Below are 18,316 nucleotides of genomic sequence, written 5' to 3'. Positions count from 1 at the left end.
CCCCGTCCGCCCGCTCCACGTCGTTCACCGGGCGCTCACCGGACCAGGGCGTCCAGGGAGATCAGCACGTCGTCCCGGAAGCAGAGCCGGTACGCGTCCCCGGAGCGGTCGTCGCCGAACGCCTCGGCCGTCATCGCGTAGTACTCGCACGTCACTCCCTCTCCCCCGGGCGGCGGGTCGCCCACGGACGGATGGTACGGAAACCGGTGGTCCGGCAGGACCCGCTGCACGGTGGCCCGGTCCTGGCCGACGCGCAACGACGCGTAGTCGGCGGGGTCGAGGACGGATCGGCCGGCCGCCTGGATCGTCCAGCCGCGCAGCACGGCGGTGAGGGCCAGGGCGACGGTCAGCGGCGCCAGCACCACCGCCGCCATCATCCGGCCCACCCGGCGGCGGGCCCGGCGCAGTTCACGGGCCGGCGACAGCGTGACCGGCCGCGGCGCCGGGGCACCCGCCGGGGCGCCGGCGCGCGGCAGCCGGGCGCCGACCTCGAAGCCGCCGTCGTCCCGGGGCCCGTACCGGAAGGTGCCGCCGGCCAGCCGGACCCGCTCGGCCAGGCCGATGAGGCCGCGGCCGCCCGTCACCGGACCGGGCGCACCTCCCCGGGGCGGCCCGTTGACCACCCGGATCCGGGCCCCGTCCGGGGAGTACCCGACCCGCACCGCGACCGGGGCCCCGGGGGCGTGCTTGGCGGCGTTGGTCAGCGCCTCCTGGACCACCCGGTAGGCGGCGTGCTCGGCCGCCCGCGGCAGCCCGTCCGGCTCGCCGGTGACGGTCAGCCCGACGTCCAGGCCCGCCGCGGCCGCCTCCTCCACCAGCTGCGGGACGCCCGCGTCGGCCGGGCCCCGGGAGGCGTGGGCGTCCGTCTCGTCCCGCAGGACCCCGATCACCTCCCCGAGGCGTTCGACGGCGGCCGCCGCACCCGCGCGGATCTCCTGGGCCGCCTCCCGGTGCGGCGGGGCCAGGCCGGGCGCCAGCTGCAGCGCGCCGACGCGCAGCGCGATCAGGCTGAGGTCGTGGCCGAGGGCGTCGTGCATGTCCTGGGCGATCCGGGCCCGCTCGCGCAGCCGCGCCTGCTCGGCCACCAGCTGCTGCTCACGCTCGGCCCGCTCCGCCCGCTCCCAGCCGGCCCGCACCAGTTCCTGCGACAGCCGCCAGAACCGGCCCACCATCCACGGGCCCATCCCGGCGCAGACCAGCACCGAGACCACCGAGATCGCCTGCTCGGACCGGTCCGGGACGACCACGGCCACCAGCGTCCCGGCCGTCACCAGGACCACCAGCAGCACGGCCGCCACCCGCACCCGCTCCATCCGCACCCCGGCCGCGAACGCCGCCCCGACCCCCGGCAGCACCCACCAGAACGACACCGCCGTCAGCCCGAGCCCCCCGGCCGCCACCGCCAGCAGCGCCCACTCCACCCACCGATCTCTCCACACCCACCCGACCCTACGGACCCCGTCCCGCCCCCGAATCTGCCGAAAGTCATAGCCACCCCACCCAACACGGAAAGTCGAACCCGCCGACTTCCTGCTCCCCGCCCGACGCAGCGAGCAGGTGGCCAAGTGGCGGTGGGGGTCCCGGGGAAGTGCGCGGCAACACCGCCCCGACCAGCGCAGGAAGTCCGCCCCGCCGACTTCCCACTCCCATCCCGACCGTCTACCCCCACGCCAGGGCCGCAGGTGGGCAGAAGGACTGGGGTGGGCGGCACAGGAAGTCGGGCCCGCCGACTTCCCACTCCCATCCTGACCGCCTCCTCGGCCGCCTCCTCGGCCGCCTACCCTCACGCCAGGGCCGCAGGTGGGCGGAGGTCGGGCGGGCAGCACCGGCACGGCCAGCGTGGAAAGTCGGGCCCGCTGACTTCCCACTCCTGCACCGGGGCAGCGGGTGGGCGGAGGTGGGAGGGGCAAGACCCGCCCGGCCAGCGTGGGAAGTCCGGCCCGCCGACTTCCCACCCCACACACCCGGGCAGCAGGTAGGCAGAGGCTGGGGTAGGCGACACAGGAAGTCGGGCCCGCCGACTTCCTGCTCCCACGCCGGGGGCGGCGGGTGGGCGGCACCGGCACGGCCAGCGTGGGAAGTCCGGCCCGCCGACCTCCCATTCCCCGCACCCGGGCAGCGGGCGGGCAGAGGGGCTGGGGGTGGGCGGCACAGGAAGTCGGGCCCGCCGACTTCTCACTCCCGCACCGGGGCAGCGGGTGGGCGGAGGTGGGAGGGGCAAGACCCGCCCGGCCAGCGTGGGAAGTCCGGCCCGCCGACTTCCCACTCCCCGCACCCGGGCAGCAGAGGGGCTGGGGTGGGCGGCGCCCGCCGACTTCCTGCTCCCACGCCGGGGGCGGCGGCGGGTGGGCGGCACCGGCACGGACAGCGTGGGAAGTCGGGCCCGCCGACTTTCGGCTCCCCACGCCTGGGCAGAGGGGGAAGTCGGGCGTGTCGGCTTCCCGCTCCTGTGCCGGGGTGGTCAGGGGTGTGGGGGCCAGGGGGTGGCGGTGGTGCGGTGGGGTTGGAGGGTGTCGAGGGTCTGGCGGAGGCGGCGGACGGAGGGGTGGTGGGGGCCCTCGCGGCGTTCGCGGTCGAAGAGGAGCTGGAGCAGCCAGGACCAGGCCGCTTCGGTCTCGCCGAGCGCGGCCAGCAGGACGCCGATCCGCTCCCGGAGGTCCAGCAGGCGTTCCGGTTCGGTCTCCGGCCACACCGCGAGCAGGGCCTGGTACTCGGCGAGGGCCTCCGCGCCCCGCCCCAGTTGTTCGAGGCACTCGGCGGCCCGGTAGCGCGGTTCCAGGGCCCGGCGGCCGTGCGGTCCGCCCTCGGCGGTCGTCGCGAGCAGCCGGTACTCCGCCAGGGCCTCGTGGTGGCGCCGCTCCTGGAGCAGCGTGCGGGCGTAGATGGTCCGGACGGTGCGGACCATCGCGGCGCCGTCACCGAGTTCGGAACGGCCCCGCGTCAGCAGTCGGGCGGCGAGGTCGAGCACCTCGGCACGCCGGCCCGCGTCGACCAGGTCGGAGAGCCGGGCGCAGGCCGCCGCGAAGTCCTCGCCCACCGCGACGGGCACTGCGACGGGCGCCGGAGCCGGAACGGCGGCCGGCAGGAACGGGGGCGGCACGGCCCGCACCGGTGGTGCCGCCGGTGCGGCGCCGGCCGGCCGGGGCTGCGGCTGGAGCGGGTGCCGGTACGGCCGGGCCGGGTCGGGCAGCGGCCCGTACCGGGGTTGCGGCACGGGGACGGCGGCGGGCAGCAGCGGCAGCAGCCGCCCGTAGACCTCCTGGGCGTCGGCCGGGCGGTCCTGCGGCCGCTTGGCGAGCAGGTCGAGGACCAGCCGCTCCAGCGGCGCCGGCACCTCGGGACGCAGTTCGCGCAGCGGCACCGGTGGGTCGTCGACGTGCCGGCGCAGCAGCCCGAGGGCGGTGGGTGCGCGGAACGGTCCCTCGCCGGTCAGCATCTCGTGGAGCAGGCAGCCGAGCGCGTACAGGTCGCTGCGCGGGTCGACGGCGGTGGACAGCGCCTGTTCCGGCGCCATGTAGGGGGGACTGCCGATCAGGGCGCCGGTGAGCGTGAGGCGGGTGGCGGCGGGGTCGATCGCGGTGGCGATGCCGAGGTCGAGCAGGACGGTCCGGCCGTCCTCACGGACCATCACGTTGCTGGGCTTGAGGTCCCGGTGGACGACCGGCACGGCGTGGACGGCGGCCAGCGCGGCGCAGAGCTGGGCGGCCACCGAGACCGCCCGGTCGACCGGGAACGGCGCGTCCTCGGCGATGAGGTCGGCGAGGCTGACGCCGGGCACGCGCTGCATGACGAGGTAGAGCTCGCCGCCCTCCTCGCCCGCGTCGAAGACGGTGACCAGGCCGGGGTGGTCGAGGGCGGCGGTGGTGCGGCACTCGCGCAGGAAGCGGTGGCGCAGTTCGTCGGCGTGCCGCCGGTGTTCGGCGGTGGCGGGGTCGGCGGCGCCGGTGGCGGCGAGGAGGTGGTCGGTGCGCAGCAGCTTGACGGCGACCGGGCGGGCGAGCCGTTCGTCGCGGCCGGCCCAGACCTGGCCCATGCCGCCGTGGCCGATCTTCTCGGTGAGGTGGTAGCGGCCGCCGATCACCCGGGCGACGGTCACGGGCGGTCCTCGCGGGCCTGCCGGCGCAGCAGTTCGCCGAGTTCACGCAGTTCGTCGGAGGTCGCGGGGCCGGCAGCGGCGGCCCCGGGACCGGCGGGTCCGGGACCGGCGGCGCGCACGGGCGGGTGGGAGATCGCCGACGGGTGGGAGTCGACGGCCGGGTACGGCCGGGCGGCCTGCGGGTAGGGGGCGGCGGCCCCGTACGGCTGGGCGGTCGGGTAGGGCTGCACGGGCTGCGGGTACGGCCCCACCGGCCCCACCGGCCCCACCGGCGCGGCGGGCACCGGGTAGCCGTACCCGGTCGCCCCGGCCGCCGGGGCGTAGGGGCCGGCCGGGACCCGGCCGGACGCCCAGACCACCTGGCGGTCCATCAGCAGGAAGTGCACCGGCGGGGTGAACCACAGCAGCACCATCATCGTGGTGCCGATCGCGTCGGCGACCGGGGCGTCGCCCTTGGGGTAGCTGCCGGCGATCCCCATGCAGATGAAGAAGGTGAGGAAGACCCCGGCGTAGACGACCGCGCCGAGGATGTCGTACGCCCGGCGGCGGCGGACCGCCAGCAGCAGCGAGGGGACCATGCCGAGCAGCCCGAAGGAGAGCAGCGGCGCGAGGACCGCCAGGACGCGGCCGAGCACGCCGTACGGTCGGCCCTGGCCTCCGGGACCCTGCTGGGGAACCGCCATGGTCGGGGCGTAGGCCTGCGGACCGGCGCCGGGTATGCCGCCGGTCGGCGTGCCACCGGGCGGTGGGCCGAACTGCCCGGGGTACTGCCCTGACATGCGCGCTCCTGAGCGGTGAGGACGACGGCGGTCCCGATCACGGAACCGGCTCCGCACACCGTACCGCCCGCGCCCGTCACGCCGGAGTCCTTCTGCCGTACCCGAATCACCCGCCACCGCGGGCCGCGCGCCCGGCCCGGGAGCAGGAAGTCGGCCGGGCCGGCTTCCTGCTCCGGCGTCACCGGGCCTGCGGAGGCTCGGCGGTGCCGGAAGCGAGGGCGTCGGTGGCGGACTGGGTGAGGGTGCGGCCCAGCGCGGCGGCGCGTTGCAGGGCGGTGTCGAAGGCGGCGAGCCGGGCGAAGGCGGCGCCGAGCCGGCGCTGTTCGGTGATCGGCAGACGTGGCAGCTCGACCCGGCGGATGTCGAGGCGGGTGGTGGTGGAGGCGTGGCTGGCGGCCCGGCGGGCGGCGGCCGTGGAGCGCAGGTGACCGGCCAGGAAGTCCGGGTCGAGGGCGGCCGGGTCGGGGCGGAGCAGGTGGAGCTGGCGGCCGAGGGCGGCGCCGGCGGGCGGGCCGTCCGGGCCGACGACGCGGGCGGTGCCGCCGCCGAGGGCGGGGACGAGGACGTCGCCGGGGCGGGTCAGCGGCAGGGCGTCGGCGCCGGCGGCGGACCGGTCGAGGACGGCGCCGGGTGCGCTGCCGGTGACCAGGTCCTGGTCGGTGAGGACGGGGGTGCCCGCCGGGTCCGCATCGGCCGGGAGGGCGGGCGCACCGGTGCCGGAGGAGTGCACGTCCAGCAGCCCGGTGCGGACCAGCTCGCTCAGCGTGACGACCGCGCCGCCACCGGCACAGCCGCCCGCTCCACCGGCCGGCTCGGGCAGCAGGGCCCCGGGGTCGGCGAGCCCGGCCAGCAGCTCGGTCAGCCGGCCGCTGAGGTGGGACAGCCCGGCGGCGCCGCCGGGCGGGGCGGCCGGCGGGACGTGACGGGTGGGCGAGAGGTCGGTCTCGTCGTCGAGCAGGTCGATCGCCGCCACGGTCCGGTGCCGGCCGGGTCGGTCCTCGGGCAGCGGCAGGCCCTCGCGGGCCGCGAGGTCGAAGGCCCTCCAGGCGTCCACGACGGTGCGGCGCAGCTCGGGCCAGCGCACCTTGTCGCGGCCGCCCTCGGCGACCTCGGCGGAGCTCGCCGAGGCGGAGGCGGCGTCCAGCATCAGCACCTGGCGGAAGTCGTCGCCGGGGCGGGGGGCGCGCAGCACCCAGAGGTGGAGCGGGACCCCGTACGGGGGCGCGACGCCCGCCGGGAGCGCGACGACGGCGCGCAGCGCGCCGGAGCGCAGCAGTTCGGCGCGGACCCGGCGGCCGGCCCGGCGGGTGGCGACGGTCGGCGGGAGCAGCAGGGCGGCGAGCCCGCCGGGGCGGGTGTGGGCGAGGCAGTGCAGCACCCAGGCGAGCTCGGACTCGCCGCGCGGCGGGACGAGGCCGCCGGGCCAGCGCCGGTCGAACTGCAGCTCGTCGTGGCCCCAGTCCCGTTCGTTGTAGGGGGGCTGGCAGAGCACCGCGTCGAAGGTGTGGCCGGTGTAGGCGTCGGCGCGCAGGGCGTCGCCGGGGCGGATCTCGACCGGGAGCGGGGCGGGGTCGGCGGCGGGCGCGTGCAGGGCGAGCCGGAGCCCGGCGAGCGCGGCGGTGACCGGGTCGGCGTCCTGGCCGTAGCGGTCGGTGGTGGACGGCAGGGCGAGCAGCAGCGCACCGAGGCCGGCGGCGGGGTCGAGCACGGTGGCGGGGACGCCCGCGACGCCGGCGAGCAGCTCGGCGGCCTCCGGCGGGGTGGGGCTGAGCTGGCGGGTGTTGGCCTCGGCGTAGCGGGTGAGGAGCTGTTCGAAGGCACCGGCCGGGCCGGCCGCGGCGGCGAGTTCGGCGAGCAGCCGGGCGAGGTCCAGTTCGGTGGAGCCGAGCAGTCCGGACCCGTGCAGGCCGGCGGCGCCGTCGGGGCCGAGCACGGTGCGGACGGTGTCGGCGAGGGCGCGCGGCAGGCCGGTGGCGAGCTTGGTGTCCGGCAGGCCGGTGAGCGTGTTCCAGCGCTCCGGCGCGCGGTGGTGCAGCAGCAGGACGCTGCCGGCCCGGACCAGCGGGGCGGCCGGGTGGCCGTCCGGGTCGCGCAGGGTCTCGACGAGCCGCCAGACCCGTTCGAGCAGCGGCAGTTCGGCGATCTTTCCCTGGGCCCTGAGCCAGGACTCCACGTCGGTGAGCGCGAAGGTCGGGCTGCTGTCGGTGCCGCCGACCGGGCGGGGGAAGTCGGGGTGGCGGCGGCGCCAGTTGCTGACGGCGGCGCGGCCCACCCCGGCGAGGCGGGCGATCTCGACGGCGGTCACCTCGGGACGGTCCGGCATGGGGGCTCCTTCGGCGGCGATCCGCAGCGGCGGCGGCACGGGTGGTGTGACCACACAGCATATCCAGCGCCCCCGGTCGAGGCGTTCACACGTGAACGGAGAGGTTCGATGAATCATTGTTGACACGGTTCACAGCCCGTGGTGTGATCTCTCCTGTCGACAGCAGGTCGGCGCGCAGCAGAGAAGAAGAACAAGAACCGAGGCCCGAGGAGACAGCCATGTCCGCCACCACCCGCCGCACCCGCCGCACCGCCGTCCTGCTGGCCGGCGCCGCGCTCGTCGCCCTCACCGCGACGGCCTGCGACTCCACCGGCGGCCCGTCCGTCTCCACCGAGGCCAAGCAGACCGCCGCCGCCCCGGCGTCCGGCGACTCCGCCGCCGCGGTCAAGCCGGCCGACAGCCTGCCCGCCGAGAGCAAGGCCGCCGAGAGCAAGCCGGCCGAGGCGGCCAAGGCCCCGGCCAAGATCGGCGACACCATCGCCCTCAAGGGCACCCTGGAGAAGGGCAACACCGCCGACGTCACCGCCGTGAAGGTGGTCGACCCGGCGGCGAGCACCAACGAGTACCTCACCGCGGCGGACGGCAAGCACTACGTCGCCGTGCAGTTCCAGATCAAGGCGACCGGCTCCAAGGCGTACAGCGAGGCGCCCTGGAGCAGCGCCAAGGTGATCGACGACCAGGGCCAGGCGTACGGCCCGACGCTCGCCGACACCAAGGCCGGCCCGTCCTTCCAGACCCCCACCAACATCGCCGCCGGCGAGACCGGCAAGGGCTTCGTGGTCTTCGAGGTCCCCAACGGCACCAAGCTCGACAAGGTCCAGTTCTCCCTGGACAACGGCTTCGCCGACCAGGTCGGCCAGTGGAAGATCGGCTGACCGCCCTGTTCACGCCCGGCCGGCGCCCCCGGCCCGCCCGGCACCGACCACCCGGCACCGACCCGCCGGCCCGGCACCGGCCCACCCACGACGACGGCGGTCCCGGGCGCCATCGCCCGAGACCGCCGCCACCCCTGCGGTACCCCGCGGGTCCCCCCGCCCGGGGTCCGCTACTTCTTGGCCCCCGCCAGGTCGTCGAACATGGTCGACAGGAACTCCCGGGACCACGCCAGCAGCTCCCGCCCGACCAGCGGCTTGCCGCCGATCCGCCCGGTCGACGGGCGCGGCACCAGCAGCTGCTGGGTCGCCGCCTTCACCTGGCTGCGCGGGTAGAGCCGGTTCAGCCGCAGCTGCTGCGACTCCCGCAGCTCGACCGGCCCGAACCGCACGTGGGAGCCCTGCAGGGTGATGTCCGCGATGCCGCACCGCCGGGCGTACAGCCGCAGCGCCGCCACCAGGAGCAGGTTCTCCACCGGCTCGGGCAGCTTGCCGTACCGGTCGACCAGCTCGTCGCGGACCTGGGTGATGTCCTCCTCCGAGTTGACCGCCGCGATCGAACGGTAGGCCTGGAGCCGCAGCCGCTCCCCCGGCGCGTAGTCGTGCGGCACATGGGCGTCGACCGGCAGTTCGATCTTCACCTCCAGCGGCTCCTCCTCCGCCTCGCCGCCGCCCGCCAGCGACTCCCGGAACTCGGCCACCGCCTCCCCGACCATCCGCATGTAGAGGTCGAAGCCGACGCCAGCGATGTGCCCGGACTGCTCGCCGCCGAGCAGGTTGCCGGCCCCGCGGATCTCCAGGTCCTTCATCGCCACGTACATGCCGGCGCCCATCTCGGTGTGCTGGGCGATGGTGGCCAGCCGCTCGTGCGCCGTCTCGGTCAGCGGCTTCTCCGGCGGGTACAGCATGTACGCGTACCCGCGCTCCCGCCCGCGGCCCACCCGGCCGCGCAGCTGGTGCAGCTGGGAGAGGCCGAAGGTGTCACCGCGCTCGACGATGAGCGTGTTGGCGTTGGAGATGTCGATGCCGGACTCCACGATCGTGGTCGACACCAGGACGTCGAACTCCTTCTCCCAGAAGTCGACGACCACCTTCTCCAGCTGGGTCTCGCCCATCTGACCGTGCGCGGTGGCGATCCGCGCCTCCGGCACCAGGTCCTTCAGCCGGGCGGCCGCCTTGTCGATCGACTCGACCCGGTTGTGGATGTAGAACACCTGGCCCTCGCGCAGCAGCTCACGCCGGATCGCCGCCGAGATCTGCTTCTCGTCGTACGGTCCGACGAAGGTCAGCACCGGGTGCCGCTCCTCCGGCGGGGTGGTGATGGTGGACATCTCGCGGATGCCGGTGACGGCCATCTCCAGGGTGCGCGGGATCGGGGTCGCGGACATGGTGAGCACGTCCACGTTGGCCCGCAGCTTCTTCAGCTGCTCCTTGTGCTCGACGCCGAAGCGCTGCTCCTCGTCGACGATGACCAGCCCGAGGTCCTTGAAGCGGGTCTCCGAGGAGAACAGCCGGTGGGTGCCGATGACGACGTCCACCGAGCCCTCGAACAGCCCCTCCAGCACGGCCTTCGCCTCGCTGTCCGTCTGGAACCGGGACAGCGCCTTCACGTTCACCGGGAAGTTGGCGTACCGCTCGGCGAAGGTCGAGAAGTGCTGCTGCACCAGCAGCGTGGTCGGCACCAGCACCGCCACCTGCTTGCCGTCCTGCACCGCCTTGAAGGCCGCGCGCACCGCGATCTCGGTCTTGCCGTAGCCGACGTCGCCGCAGATCAGCCGGTCCATCGGGACGGACTTCTCCATGTCCGACTTGACCTCGGCGATGGTGGTCAGCTGGTCCGGCGTCTCCGCGTAGGGGAAGGCGTCCTCCAGCTCCCGCTGCCACGGGGTGTCCGGGCCGAAGGTGTGGCCGGGCGCGGCCATCCGGGCCGAGTACAGCTTGATGAGGTCGGCGGCGATCTCCTTGACGGCCTTCTTGGCCCGCTGCTTGGTCTTCGCCCAGTCCGCGCCGCCGAGCCGGTGCAGCGTCGGGGCCTCGCCGCCGACGTACTTGGTGACCTGGTCGAGCTGGTCGGTCGGCACGAACAGCCGGTCGCCGGGGTGGCCGCGCTTGGCGGGCGCGTACTCCAGCACCAGGTACTCGCGGGTGGCGCCCTGCACGGTGCGCTGCACCATCTCCACGTACCGGCCGACGCCGTGCGCCTCGTGCACCACGTAGTCGCCGGCGACCAGCGCCAGCGGGTCGATCGCGTTGCGGCGCCGGGAGGGCATCCGCCGCATGTCCTTGGTGGAGGACTTCTGGCCGGACAGGTCGGTCTCGGTGATGACGGTCAGCCTGAGCGCCTCGTCGACGAAGCCGTACTCGATCGAGCCGCAGGCGACGTGCACGACGTCCCGGGTCGGCGCCTCGGACAGGTCGGCGACCAGCCGGGCCGGGATGCCCTCGTTGCCGAGCACCTCGGCGAGCCGGGAGGCCGGACCGTGCCCCTCGGTCACCATGACGACCCGCCAGTCGGCGGCGAGCCGCTCCTTGGCGTCGGCGATCGCCCGCGCGGTGTCGCCCCGGTACGCCTCGACCGCGTGCATGCCGAGGGTCAGGGTGTTGACGTCGAACTCCAGCAGGCCGTCAACCGTGGCGTCGCTGGTCGCGAACGGGCTGACCGACCACCACGGCAGGCCGATCTCGGCGGCGTGCTCGCGCACCTCGGCGAGCGACCGCAGCGAGGCGGCCGAGACGTCGATCGCCTCCAGGTCGATCGGCCGGTCGCCACCGGCCGCGGCCGCCACCCAGGAGGCGTGCAGGAACTCCTGGCTGGTCGCCACCAGGTCGGCGGCGCGGGTGCGGACCCGCTCGGGGTCGCAGACCACCGCGACCGAGCCGAGCGGCAGCACGTCCAGCAGCAGTTCCATGTCGTCGACCAGCACGGGCGCCAGCGACTCCATGCCCTCGACCGCGATGCCCTCGGCGATCTTGTCCAGGATCTCCGCCAGCCCCGGGTGCTCGGCGGACAGCCCGGCGGCCCGGGCCCGCACCTCGTCGGTCAGCAGCAGTTCACGACAGGGCGGCGCCCACAGGCCGTGCTCGGCGATCTCCAGCGACCGCTGGTCGGCCACCTTGAAGTACCGGATCTCCTCGACGTCGTCGCCCCAGAACTCCACCCGCAGCGGGTGCTCCTCGGTCGGCGGGAAGACGTCCAGGATGCCGCCGCGCACCGCGAACTCGCCGCGCTTCTCGACCAGTTCGACGCGGGAGTAGGCGGCCGCGGCGAGCCGCCGGGCGATCTCCTCCAGATCGTGCGACTCGCCCCGCCCGACGGCCACCGGCTCCAGCTCGGCCAGCCCCTTCACCTGCGGCTGGAGCACCGAGCGGACCGGCGCCACGATCACCTGCACCGGCCCGGCCGCCGGGTCGTCGGCCCGCGGGTGGACGATCCGGCGCAGCACGGCGAGCCGGCGCCCGACCGTGTCGGAGCGCGGCGAGAGCCGCTCGTGCGGCAACGTCTCCCAGGCCGGGAACTCGGCGACCGCGTCCGGCGGCAGCAGCGAGCGGAGCGAGGCGGCGAGGTCCTCGGCCTCCCGGCCGGTGGCGGTGACGGCCAGCACCGGACGGCCCCGCTCGCCGGCCGCCTGCCCGGCGAGCGCACGGGCGAGCGCGGCGATCGCGAACGGCCGGGCGGCGGGCGGTCCGACCAGGTCGAGGTGACGGCGGCCGCCGGCCGCGGCACCGGGGGCGGTCGCGGCCTCGATCGCCTCGGCGAGGGCCGCGTCCCGCGCGACGACATCGAGCAGTCCGGTCAGGCTCATCTGGAGTCTCTTCTTCGTCCCGTGGCTGGTGCTGCCCTGGAGGCCGGAGGGCCCGTCCGGGCAACGCGAACGGCCCGGCACGCCGAGCGGCCGGGGGTCTCCAGCCTACGCCGCGCGGCCGACCCGCACCCGGTGCACGGCCGGGGCCGGACCGGGCGCGGTCAGGCGCGGACGAACCACCGGCCGCGCGCCGTCGCTCCCGTCGTGGGGCGGGCTGTTTCCGGGCCGTCGCGATCCGCCACGAACTGGACATACTCCTGTCACTGCCCGTCCATGGAGATCGCGCACCATGGAGAACGTGCCCGCCGCACCCAACCGTGGGGGATGGCTGCGAGGGCACGGTCGCACACCCGATGGGGGTCGGGCGTGCGAGGCCGGGCGACCCTGGGTGGGGGCGCCCGCCCACGCGCCGGGAACCGTGGCGCCCTTTCCTGGAGGGCGCCACGGGTCTCGGCCTCACTCTTTCCCCGGCCCGGTCCCGGGAATGCCCGCGCGGCCGGCCCCCGCTCCCTACCCTGGGACGTGAAACTGCGGGGGCGACGCCCGGAGGGGCCAGGGGAGCGCCGCGGTGGAGGGGGTTCGTCGTCATGCGCGTCGTCATCGCGGGCCAGGGCTGTACGGGGCTGCCGCTCGCGGTCCGCGCGGCCGAGGCCGGACACCGGGTGATCGGCTACGACGTGGACGAGCACCGGATCAAACGGCTGACCGTCGGCGAGTCCGACGTCGAGGACGTCCCGGCCGGCCGGCTGCGGCCGCTGCTGGAGGACGGCAGCTACCTGCCGTCCGCCGATCCGTCCGACGTGGCGGGCTTCGACATCGCGGTGATCACGGTGCCCACGCCGCTGCGCGACGGCGTGCCCGACCTGTCGCCCATCGAGGACTCGGCCGCCCTGCTGGCCCCGCACCTGCGGCCCGGGGCGGGCGTCGTCCTGGAGTCGACCGGCTACCCCGGCACCACCGAGGAACTGCTCGCGCCGCTGCTGGAGGCGGGGTCCGGGCTGACCGCCGGGCGGGACTTCCACCTCGGCTGCAGCCCCGAGCGGATCGACCCGGGCAACCCGGTCTGGCGGCTGGAGAACACCCCGAAAGTGGTCTCCGGGATCGACCCGGCCTCGCTGGCCGTGGTCGAGGGCTTCTACGGCGGGCTGGTCGAGCGGACCGTCCCGGTCTCCTCGTGCAGGGAGGCCGAACTGACCAAGCTGCTGGAGAACGCCTTCCGTCAGGTGAACGTCGCCCTGGTCAACGAGCTGGCGATGTTCGCGCACGACCTCGGCATCGACGTCTGGACGGCCATCGACGCGGCCGCCACCAAGCCGTTCGGCCATCTGCGCTTCACCCCCGGCCCGGGGGCCGGCGGGCCCTGCCTGCCGATCGACCCGACCCACCTGCCCTGGCGGACGGAGCGGGCGCTCGGCCGGTCGTTCCGCTTCGTCGAGCTGGCCAACGACGTCAACGGCCACATGCCCGACTACGTGGTCCGCCGGCTCGCCGCGGCGCTGGACGACCGGCGGTGCCCGGTCGAGGGCTCGCGGGTGCTGCTGCTCGCGCCGGCGCAGCCGGGGTGCGCCGGTGGCGCCCGGGAGACGCCGGCCGCCCGGATCGCCGAGCTGCTGGTCCGGATGGGCGCCGAGGTCCGGGTCGCCGACCCGCGCGTGGTGGTCGGGGTGCACGTGCCCGAGCCGGTCGTCCCCGGCCCGCGGGCCGCCGGGCACGCCCCGTACGGGGACCCGTCCGCCGCGGTCCGCCGGGTGGAGGCGAGCCCGCAGGAGCTGGCGGCGGCGGACGCGGTGGTGCTGCTCGCCGACCACGACGAGGTCGACCACGAGGCGGTCACCACCCACGCCCGGTACGTGCTGGACTGCCGGCGCCGGCCGGCCCCGGGCGCCACGGTCGAGGTGCTCTGACCCTTCGGAGACGGTGCCGGGCGACCGCACCCGCCCGGCACCGCGGGTCAGCGGGCCTCCTCGCCCGCGCGGGCCCGCGGGGCCCGTCCTCCCGCTCCTACCAGCGGGAGAGGTTGATGTCGTACATCGTCACCTCGTGGCCCACGTGGCCGTTGAAGTCGTACTGCTCCCAGTTGAAGACGGTCCAGGAGCCCATGCTGCCGCCGAGGTACGTGATGACCTTGTTGTTCCCGGCGTCGATCCGGTCGACGTTGTAGACGCGCACCGCCATCCACCCGTCGTTCGCGAAACAGAGCGTGCCGCCGTAGCCGTAGTTGTAGACCTTCGCGAAATCGGTGCGGCCTCCGCAATCGACCCGGTTGACGGCCTCGGCATTCACGGCCGGCAGTAACGTCGCGGCCGCCGCGACGAGCACGGCGAGTGCTCCGACCCGGCGGCCCAGAACATTTCCGGAACGAGGTCCCGAAGGACGTTCCGAATGATTTGTGCGGCGAATCATATGAACCCTCCGAAGGGTAGCGGCTGCGACTCCAGAGGCTGACATGGCGCCGCACGGCCGAACAGTTCTTTTCCGGCCAAGCCGCACCGTCCCGGCGCCTCCCGGGCCGCCCCGCACAAGCATGCGCTAGGGTCCGAACAGTCCTGCCGTTCCTGAGGATCGGAGCTTCCGCTTGGCCCGCCCACCGCATTTCGGACGATTCACCGCGACCGCTGCTGCAGTCGTTCTGTCGGCCTTTTTCACAGGCTGCTCCGGACCCTCCGCAGGGGGTTCCGCGGATTCCGCCCTGACCCCTCCCGCGATCGACGCACCGAAAGCCCCGGAATCCGGCCGGGCCGGAATGACCGGACTTCCGCTTTCCGCTTACCAGTCCGACGACCAGGCCGCCGTGAAGGAGATTCGGGTCCGCAATGCGCTGATCGTCTCCTGCATGCACCGGGCCGGCTACACCGGCTTCCGCGGGGACGGCCTTCAGGAGGCACGCCCCCCGGACAACGCCACCGCGCTGCCCGCCGGCGCCTGGGGGTACCTCGGGGCCGAGATCGCCGGCGTCCAGGGGTTCCACGCACCCCGGACGGCCGGTCCCGGCCCGGGCGCGGAGGCGCCGGCGGCCGGGTCCGGCGAGGCCTACGACAGCGCCCGGATCGACTGCGACCGGCAGACCCTCGAACGGATCGGCGCGCCGCCGGCGCCGGGGGCCGACCTCCTCGGGCGGCTCTTCTCGGACTCCATGACCGCCACCGGACGGGACGGCCGGGTCACGGCGGCGACCGCGCAGTGGGCCGACTGCATGGCGGCTGCGGGCTTCCGGGCCGACGACCCGCGGTCCTTCCCGGAGCCCTACCGTGCCGCGCCGCAGGCCACCCCGGCCGAACTGGCCGCCGCCCGGGCCGACGCCGACTGCACCACCCGCAGCAACCTGGCCGCGATCTGGTTCACCGTCCTGGCGGGCTACCAGCGCCAGCAGATCGACCGCAACGGCCCGGCCCTGAACGCCCACCGCGAGGCCGTCCGCGCCCAGGACGCCAAGCTCACCCGGCTGCTCGCCGAGGGGGACGCCGGGCCGACCCCGTGAACGCCACCGGGCCCCGGACGCCGGGAGGCGTCCGGGGCCCGGTGGGACCGGGACGGATCAGCGGCGGTGGAAGCCGACCGTGTTCGGGGTGGCGTAGTCGCTGCCGTCGTCGATGATCACGATCTTCGGAATGATCCGGGTCTCCTCCTCGGCCGGGCGCCCGGCCGCGGGGGCAGCGCCCGCACCGGCGTCCACCGCCGCCGACGGCGGGGTGGCCGGCCGCGGCGGCACCGGTCCGGTGGCGACCGCGGCGGCGGGGGCCGGGGCGACCCGGCCCGGGGTGACCCGCAGCACCGCCGTGGCGGCCTCGCTCGCGGGCGCCGGGACCGCGTCCTTGCGGAGGTCGGCCCGCGGGTCCGCGACGACCGGCAGCGGGATCTCCCCGGTGTCCGCCTCCGAGTCCACCAGCGGGGCCCGGTCCGCCGGAGCGGCGTCCGCCGGGGCCCCGTCGGCCGGGGCGGCGTCCACGGGCGCGGCGCCGGAGGCGAGCTCCAGCGCGGCGGACTCCAGCACGGCGGACTCCAGCGCCGCGGGCTCGATCGCGCCGACCGCCGCGCCCGTGAGCGAGGCCAGCGTCGCCTTGATGTGGTCGAGGTGCTGCTGCACCGTCTCCAGCTTGGTCGCGTACTCGCGCTGCTCGCGCTCGCTGACCGCGTTGATCCGCTCGGCCTCCCGGCGGGCCTGCTCGATCAGCTGGTCCGCCCGGGCCTGCGCCTCGGCGTCGCTCTGCTTGATCTGGCCGAGCACCGTCTCGCGGAACTGCTCGGCCTCCTTGACCCGCCGCTCGGCGGTGGCGGAGACCGCCGCGTCCTCGGCGTCGGCCTCGGCCTGGGCCTCGGCGAACATCTCGTCGGCCTTGCGGCGCAGCTCGGCCAGCTTGGCCTCGGCCCGCTCGGAGGCCTCGGCGGCCGCGACCCGGACCTTGGCGGCGTGCGCCGTGGCGGCGTCCCGGACGGACCGGACCTCGCGGTCGGTCTCGGCCCGGACGGTCTCCGCCTCGGCCCGGGTGCGCTCGTCGGTGCGGCGGGCGGCGGCGTCGGCCTCGGTGCGGGTGGTGGCCGCGTACTCCTTGGCGGCGCGGTCGAGCGCCTGGCCGGCCTCGTAGACCTCGTCGCGGAGGTCCTCGGCGAACCGCTCGGCCTTGTCGCGGACGGCGCGGGCCTCGTTCTCCGCCATCCTGGCCAGACCGGCGGCCTCGTCGCTCAGCACCTGGTAGTCGGGCTCGGGGGCGTCGGCGGCGGCCTGCTGGATCTCGGCCAGCCGGCGCTCCATCTCCCGGATTCCGGCGCCGAGTACGCTCAGCCGTTCCCACGCCTCGTCGCGCTGCGCGGTGAACGCGGCCAGGGCTCGGTCGACCTGCTCCGGCGCGTAACCGCGCCGGGCAACGGTGAAGCCGTACTGGGGGACGGCGTCGCTCATGGGCTCTTCCCCTCGTGTCGCGGGCTGCGGAGCCCATGATCGGACGGATCGGTCTGCCCGGGAACCCGGTGGGGGAACCCGGTCGGAATTCGGGCGTCGGGCGGATCGGAACAGGTCGAGGATGGACGCTTGCGACCATCCTCTTGACCTATTTTGCGCGGATGTGGACGAAACCCCAACGAGGCACCGCCGCACCGGTACGCCGAAGGGGCCGTTCCGGGCACCGGAACGACCCCCTGCCACCTGCGCGGATCCGGCACGGCCTGCTAGAGCAGGCCGTCCCAGAACTGCTCCAGCAGCACGGCCCACCAGGTGTCCGCGGACTGCAGCGCAGCCGGGTCGATCGCGGCCAGCTGGGCCTGGAAGTCGGTCGTCCAGCGACCGGCCTGGTCCGGGGTCAGCCCGTACCGCAGCCGCCACATCCGGCCCAGCAGGGCCAGGGAGCGGACGAACTCCGGTACACCCGTGTTGACGAACCGGGGGGGCTCGCCGGTTCCTTCCAGGTCCACCGCGACCACGTGCGCCGTGCCGTACTGCACACAGAGCTGCCGGCCGTAGTCGTTGCCGAGCACCAGGTAGCCGCCGAAGTCCGGACCGCCCGCCAGACCGCGCTCGGCGGCCAGCTCGGCGAGCGTCGGGATCGGCCGGCCCTCCTGGGCCTGCGCCCAGAAGAACGGTCCGAACTCGCGCGGCAGCCCCGACCACATCAGCGTCTGCGCCACCGGCTCGGGCACGCCCTGGCGGGCCACCGCGCGCTGCTCGAAGCGGAACACGTTCGGGCCGAAGGCCTGGCCGAGCTCCTGGGCGAGCTGCTGCGGCGCGAGCGGCGGCAGCGGCGGGACGGTGCCCGGGGCGGGCAGCGGCACCCGGAACGGGCGGACCCGCTGCGGACCGGAGGCCAGCTGGTGCAGCTCGTCCAGGTGGTCGAGCAGCTGGGCCATGCCGGCCTGCCGGGAGTGGTGGTCGCGGCCGTAGTCGGCGGTGTGGGTGAGCCGGACGTTCGGCCAGGACGCGGCGATCATCCGGTTGCAGTACCCGCCGGGCAGGTCGCAGGACTCCAGCTCGGTGTACAGCTCCAGCACCTGCTCCGGCGGCACGTTGAGCCGCCGAAGGTCCTGGAGGATCTTCCATTCCGGGTGCGGGGTGCCGGGCTCGCTGCGGTGCAGCAGCTTCTGCTCCGAGCCGTCCGGGCCCCGGTAGCTGAGCGCGGCGAAGTAGCCCGGGCCGACGGCGGGCACGCCGGGCGGCACCGGGGCGCCCTGCGGCGGCCCGGGGACGGGCGCCGGCGGCGCTGCCGGGACCGGGACCGGGGCCGGGGCGGCGGCCGGAGCCGGGGCGCCGGGTCCGGCCGGGCCGCCGGGGTAGCCGTAGCCGGCACCCGGCGCGCCGGTGGGCACGCCGGCCCCGGGCGGCGGCGGGACGGCGGGGCCGCCGGACGGCGGGGTGCCCGGGTCGGCGGGGGCGCCGCCGAGCAGCGCCGGGTCGATCGCGCCCGCGAGCTGGGTGCGCTCGTACGCCACCCCGCCGCCCGGGGCCGGGGCCGGGG

Annotated in this window: 11 protein-coding genes; 3 read left to right on the top strand and 8 right to left on the bottom strand. The window is 75.6% G+C overall.

Features of this window, described 5'->3' with window-relative positions; genetic code table 11:
* Positions 1-35 precede the first annotated feature (35 nt).
* From ACFVVL_RS15585 to ACFVVL_RS15570, 4 genes are all read right to left on the bottom strand, one after another.
* Entirely contained in the window at positions 36-1,439 is a 1,404-nt protein-coding gene (locus ACFVVL_RS15585; RefSeq protein WP_387675332.1) for a sensor histidine kinase, read from the bottom strand.
* A 1,022-nt stretch (positions 1,440-2,461) separates the two neighbouring features.
* Positions 2,462-4,096, bottom strand: coding sequence for a protein kinase (locus ACFVVL_RS15580; protein WP_387675329.1), 1,635 nt, complete (start codon positions 4,094-4,096; stop codon positions 2,462-2,464).
* Complete coding sequence (locus tag ACFVVL_RS15575) at positions 4,093-4,875, bottom strand: hypothetical protein (protein WP_387675326.1); 783 nt, start codon at positions 4,873-4,875, stop codon at positions 4,093-4,095. The genes ACFVVL_RS15580 and ACFVVL_RS15575 overlap by 4 nt, the downstream gene beginning before the upstream one ends.
* Positions 4,876-5,053: 178 nt before the next feature.
* On the bottom strand, positions 5,054-7,198 hold the full coding sequence (locus ACFVVL_RS15570) for an N-6 DNA methylase (protein WP_387675324.1): 2,145 nt from the start codon (positions 7,196-7,198) through the stop codon (positions 5,054-5,056).
* 218 nt (positions 7,199-7,416) lie between these two features.
* On the opposite strand from ACFVVL_RS15570, the gene ACFVVL_RS15565 reads away from it, so the two are divergent.
* The gene (locus ACFVVL_RS15565; protein WP_387675321.1) at positions 7,417-8,073 is read left to right on the top strand and encodes a DUF4352 domain-containing protein; all 657 of its coding nucleotides are present in this window, start codon (positions 7,417-7,419) and stop codon (positions 8,071-8,073) included.
* 170 nt (positions 8,074-8,243) lie between these two features.
* On the opposite strand, the gene mfd is transcribed toward ACFVVL_RS15565, so the two are convergent.
* Complete coding sequence (mfd, locus tag ACFVVL_RS15560) at positions 8,244-11,873, bottom strand: transcription-repair coupling factor (RefSeq protein ID WP_387675318.1); 3,630 nt, start codon at positions 11,871-11,873, stop codon at positions 8,244-8,246.
* A gap of 587 nt (positions 11,874-12,460) precedes the next feature.
* Here mfd and ACFVVL_RS15555 point away from each other — a divergent pair.
* Positions 12,461-13,777, top strand: coding sequence for a nucleotide sugar dehydrogenase (locus tag ACFVVL_RS15555; protein ID WP_387675315.1), 1,317 nt, complete (start codon positions 12,461-12,463; stop codon positions 13,775-13,777).
* A gap of 97 nt (positions 13,778-13,874) precedes the next feature.
* On the opposite strand, the gene ACFVVL_RS15550 is transcribed toward ACFVVL_RS15555, so the two are convergent.
* The gene (locus ACFVVL_RS15550) at positions 13,875-14,156 is read right to left on the bottom strand and encodes a beta/gamma crystallin domain-containing protein (RefSeq protein WP_387675312.1); all 282 of its coding nucleotides are present in this window, start codon (positions 14,154-14,156) and stop codon (positions 13,875-13,877) included.
* A 508-nt stretch (positions 14,157-14,664) separates the two neighbouring features.
* Here ACFVVL_RS15550 and ACFVVL_RS15545 point away from each other — a divergent pair.
* Positions 14,665-15,351 carry a hypothetical protein gene (locus ACFVVL_RS15545; RefSeq protein WP_387675309.1) on the top strand — a complete coding sequence of 229 codons (687 nt, stop codon included), beginning with the start codon at positions 14,665-14,667 and terminating at the stop codon, positions 15,349-15,351.
* A gap of 57 nt (positions 15,352-15,408) precedes the next feature.
* On the opposite strand, the gene ACFVVL_RS15540 is transcribed toward ACFVVL_RS15545, so the two are convergent.
* The gene (locus tag ACFVVL_RS15540) at positions 15,409-16,770 is read right to left on the bottom strand and encodes a hypothetical protein (protein ID WP_387675306.1); all 1,362 of its coding nucleotides are present in this window, start codon (positions 16,768-16,770) and stop codon (positions 15,409-15,411) included.
* Positions 16,771-17,036: 266 nt separating this feature from the next.
* The coding region (locus tag ACFVVL_RS15535; protein ID WP_387675303.1) for an SUKH-4 family immunity protein at positions 17,037-18,316 on the bottom strand (1,280 nt) is incomplete at its 5' end.

Source organism: Kitasatospora sp. NPDC058115, assembly GCF_042884635.1.
Classification (GTDB): domain Bacteria; phylum Actinomycetota; class Actinomycetes; order Streptomycetales; family Streptomycetaceae; genus Kitasatospora.
This window is presented reverse-complemented; position numbering and strand designations above follow the sequence as displayed.